At 71.4% G+C, this 4,622-nt stretch carries 3 protein-coding genes; 2 read left to right on the plus strand and 1 reads right to left on the minus strand.

The window, feature by feature from the left end:
* Positions 1-187: 187 nt before the first annotated feature.
* Entirely contained in the window at positions 188-1,324 is a 1,137-nt protein-coding gene (locus AB0K52_RS25585) for a hypothetical protein (protein WP_363537350.1), read from the minus strand.
* 179 nt (positions 1,325-1,503) lie between these two features.
* Here AB0K52_RS25585 and AB0K52_RS25590 point away from each other — a divergent pair, with 179 nt between their 5' ends.
* Together AB0K52_RS25590 and AB0K52_RS25595 are read left to right on the plus strand one after the other, a co-directional pair.
* A complete protein-coding gene (locus tag AB0K52_RS25590) occupies positions 1,504-2,673 on the plus strand; it encodes a tetratricopeptide repeat protein (protein ID WP_363537353.1) in 1,170 nt (389 codons plus the stop codon).
* A 169-nt stretch (positions 2,674-2,842) separates the two neighbouring features.
* Positions 2,843-4,348, plus strand: a complete 1,506-nt coding sequence (locus tag AB0K52_RS25595; RefSeq protein ID WP_363537356.1) for a gamma-glutamyltransferase — start codon at positions 2,843-2,845, stop codon at positions 4,346-4,348.
* The last annotated feature ends 274 nt before the right edge of the window (positions 4,349-4,622 follow it).

Raw genomic sequence — 4,622 nt, forward strand, 5'->3', positions numbered from 1 at the left:
GTCGTTACGGCTTCCAGCGCCGATGGTACTGCACTCGAGAGGGTGTGGGAGAGCAGGACACCGCCAAACATTTACTTATAGGAAAGGCCCCCACCTGACGGTGGGGGCCTTTTCGTATGCGCGGAATTGTTTTGCCGCAGCTAGAATGGGCCGCAACCCACTGGGTTGCGGCCCTTTCTTGTTCGCTCTAGACGTATGGGCCTTCGAGGAGTTCGCCGGCGTGCTGGCGGTACCAGAGGCCTCGGTAGCAGCGCCACGGTTGCGGGCGGAGCTGGGTCGGGGCGAAGATCTGCTCGAGGAGGCGCCGGGCTTCGAGGAAGAAGTCGAGGCGTTCGTCGGGCGCGGCCACGTGCTGCGAGTCGTCCACGGGCGTTTCGGCCGGGAGGATGGTGAGCGAGGGCCACATGGTGGTCTGCTCGGCGAGCGGCAGGAGCCAGGCGCGCATCTCGTCGAGCGGTTCGCTGCCGACGGTGTACGTGAAGGAGGTCCGGTGGCCGGCTTCGCGGGCCGCGGCGAGGATCTCGGAGAGCCGTTCCGACTGGTGGCTCGTGGCCGGGACCAGGGGGTCGGCTGCTGCCGCGTCCTCGGGGACACTCGGTTCGGCTTCGGCGGCGGGGCTGTCGTCCTCGAAGGTCTCGGTGGTGAGGAAGAGCAGGACCGGCCCGACCTTCGCCGCCAGTTCCGCGAAGGCGGTCTGGCTGTGGAGGGCCGGGGTGAGGACGCCGAGCGTCGTGGTCTCGGGGAGGCCTTCGGCGGTCATCGCTTCGCGGACCGCGACGAGGTGCTCGACCACGAGGGCTTCGTCGTGGACGCCGCCGGCGGAGAGCGTGACCTCGTCGAAGAGGTGCGGCTCGCCGTCGTCGGCGAGGTCGGAGGCCAAGGCCTGCAACAGGTCGCGGTAGCACTTCACCAGTTCGGGTGATGCCGCGTCGGTCTGCAGGAGCAGGGTCGCGGCGGTGCCGTCGGCGCGCAGGTAGCCGCGGACCTCTTCGCCGGGTTCGGCTTCGATGATTTCGGCGACCGGGGTGCCGTCGACGCAGAGCTCGCTCAGGCCGTGCTGCGGCGACGAGGGGTCGACGTGGGCGCGGAGACTGAACGGCGATGTGGCGCGGTCGGCGGGCAGGACCAGCATGAACTCTTCGTCTTCGGAGTTCAGCCGGAGGCGCATGCCCTCGGTGTTGTTGCCGCGCAACCCGTACAGGTTCAACGCGATCAGCAGGAGTTCGCTCCACTCGAGGTCGTGCCGGACCGCGAGGCGCCGCCAGCGGTGCACCGTCGACGAGATCGGCCCGGCTGAGTCAGCTGGCTGTGTCGGCTCTTCCATGACCAGTTCCGATCTTTCCTCTCGTCCCCACCGCAGTCACTCCACGGTACAAGACTTGGCCGTACAGGTGGACGCGGTCCACCTCTATGCTAAGGGCGTCGGGAGACAAAAGCACCTGTCGTGAGCACCGGCACGCGGTTCGAGTCCTGTGGAAGTGCCCCGAGCGATCTGGAGTCGGTATGAGTGATGCCGTCGAACCCGCCGAGTTTCCGTCGCAGCGTGCGCGCGGGCGGGTCCTGCAGGCGGTGAACAAGACCTGGCCGGGGTTCATCTCCGGGGCCGTGGAGGGGCGGGCGCGCCAACTGATCGACAGCGATCAGTACGGTGAGGCCGCCGAGGTCCTGGAGCAGGGCATCGGGAAGTACGGTCCGGCGTCGGTTTCCCAACTGCTGCTGGCTTGGTGCCTGCATTTGAGCGAACGCCGGGAGGACGCGCTCGAGTGGGCGGTGCGGGCGGTCGAGGAGGAGCCCGACAACGCGGACGCGCATTGGCTGCGGGCGAACATCCTGTTCGAGCTGGGCCGCGCGGACGAGGCGTCCCAGTCGTTGTGGCGGGCGGTCGAACTGACCCCGGACAATGGCCGGTACTACATGCAGCTGGCCTGGTTCCACTATGTCGATCAGGAGTTCGCGAAGACGCGGGAGCTGGTGGAGCAGGCGATCGAGCGGGCGCCGGACGACGCGTGGGTGCAGCACACCGCGGGGCGGATCTACGACCATCACTTGCGGCACAAGCGCGCCCATGCGCATTACGCGCGGGCGCTCGAGCTCGACCCGGACGATGCCGCGGTGCGGGACGACCTCGCGGAGATCCTGCAGACCCGGGGCCGGTTGAGCGCGGGGGTGCGGGTCGCTTGGGAGACCGCTAGAGCCGCCGAGGCGGGGGGTGCCGAGGACGGAGTCGAAGGCGGGGCCGCGGAGGACGGCGAGGGGCAGCTGTACGAGGTCGTACTGCGGCGGTGGTCGTGGCGCTGGTACGAGTGGGTGCTGCGGGGTGCGTTGGTGCTCAACGTGTTCGACTGGATCTTCCCGACGCCGTGGCCGGTGTCCGGGATGGTTGCGGGCGTTTTGGCGCTGGTCTACTGCGTGTGCTGGGGTTTGTCGCTGCGGGCGCTGCCGGCGGTGTGCCGCCGCGACCTGGTCGGCAGGGGGAGGCGCGGGCATTTCGCGGGGACGCTGGCGAGGACGCTGCTGGTGCTCGGCGCGATGGGCTTGGTGTTGTGGGGCGAGTTGAACGCGTTGCAGCATTTGGGGATGCTTGCGTTGATCATCGGCGGGTACGCGGAGTGGTACTGGCGGGCGGCGCGGATTTCCGGTCGGCGGGTGTTCGGGGCCGACCCGGACGTCTGATCGGGCGCCTTCTACTTGCCGACCGGCAAGGTAGGCTTCGGGGCGTGCGCGCGGACCTGCGGTTCGGTGCGCGTCGATCCCCCCGGGCGGGCCTTCGCTTGGCCCGCCGGTTGCGCAGAAGGAGGCCGTCGTGGTCGATCAGGGTGTGGTGTGTTCGGTCGATCCGCTCGTGAGCGGTATCGGGCGCGAGGTGCTCGCGGGCGGCGGGAACGCCGTGGACGCCGCGATCGCGGCGGGTGCGGCCCTGACCGTCGTCGCCCCGCACCTGTGCGGGCTCGGCGGCGACCTGTTCGCACTGGTCCACGTGCCGGGCGAGCCGGTGCCGGCATCCCTGAACGCGTCGGGCCGGGCCGGTTCCGGCGCGGACCCGGCGGGGCTGCGGGCCGAGGGGCACGCGGCGATGCCGTTCCGGAACGATGTGCGGTCGACGACCGTGCCCGGGTGCGTCGACGGCTGGTTCGCACTGCATGAGCGGTACGGGACGCGGCCGATGGCCGAGTTGCTGGCGCCCGCGATCGCGCTCGCGTCGGGCGGGTGGCCCGCGACGGCGATGCTCGCGAAGGCCGGGCAGACGCTCGCGGGCGTCGACGGCGCGGAGGATTTGGTGGGGCTGGAGGCGGGGGCGACGGTGCGGCGCGAACGGACCGCCGGGGCGCTGCGCGCGGCCGCCGAGGACGGCCGGGACGGGTTCTACCTGGGCGACTTCGGGCAAGGGCTGATCGAGCTGGGCAAGGGGCTGTTCACTGCGGCGGATCTCGCTGCGTCCCAAGTGGATTGGGAGACGCCGTTGAGCGTTGACGTGTTCGGGCACCGGGTGTGGGCGGCGGCGCCGAACTCGCAAGGGTACCTGCTGCTGCTCGCGCTGGCGATCGCGGACCGGCTGGAGCTCCCGGCGGACGCGGCGGACCCGCTGTGGGCGCATTACCTGGTGGAGGCTTCGCGGCAGGCCGGGTACGACCGGCCGGCGCGGTTGTTCGAAGGTGCTGACGTCACGGATCTGCTTGCGGCCGTGGGGGAGCGGGCGGCGCGGATCAGCGCGGACCGGAAGGCCGAGGTGCCGGTGCGGCAGTCGGCGGGCGGGACGACCTATATGGCGGTGCTTGACGGGAACGGCATGGGCGTGTCGTACATCCAGTCGAACGCGGCGGGGTTCGGAACGTGGCTGTTCGAGCCGCGCACGGGGATCGGGCTGCAGAACCGGGGGACCGGATTCAACCTGGAGGCGGGGCACCCGGCGGAGTTCGGGCCGGGGAAGCGGCCGCCGCACACGCTGGTGCCGGCGCTGGTGACGCGGCCGGACGGGTCGCTGCGGCTGGTGGCCGGGTCGATGGGCGGCGATTCGCAGCCGCAGATCGTGGCGCAGCTGATCGCGCGGGTCCTGCACGGCGGCGAGTCGGTCGAGGCGGCGGTGGGCGCGGCGCGGTGGCGGCTGCACCCGGGCGAGACCGGGTTCGGGACGTGGACCGGCGAGCACGAGATCGACGTAGAGCTCGAGGCGGGCCGGCCGGAGGCGTGGGCCGAGGGGCTGCGGTCGCGCGGGTTCGCGGTGCGGGACGCGGAGGCCGGGAGCGGTTTCGGACACGCGCACTTGATCGAGGTCGGCGAGGGCGGGCACGCGGAGGGTGCGGCGGACCCGCGCGCGGAGACCGGAACGGTGGCGGTCGCGCCGAATTAGGCCGAATCAGGAGTCGGGGCGGGGCGGTCTCGGTTTGCGCGCGGGCGCTGGCGGGTGGCCGCCTTGGCGGCGGGCCCTGGCGGGCTGCCGCGCCGCGCGCGGCGCGGTCGCGCTGGGCGCGTAGGGCGTGCCCCTTCCCACCCGCATCCGCCTTCCGACCAACCGAAAAGGACCACGGTCGCATGGGGGTGTGACATGTGAGGGTGGTTCGCGAGTTGCGGGGGCATCATGTCGGTGCGGGGTGCGGGGTGCGGGGTGCGGGGTGCGGGGTGCG

The sequence above is a fragment of the Glycomyces sp. NPDC049804 genome (assembly GCF_040674615.1).
GTDB classification, from domain to species: domain Bacteria; phylum Actinomycetota; class Actinomycetes; order Mycobacteriales; family Micromonosporaceae; genus Glycomyces; species Glycomyces niveus.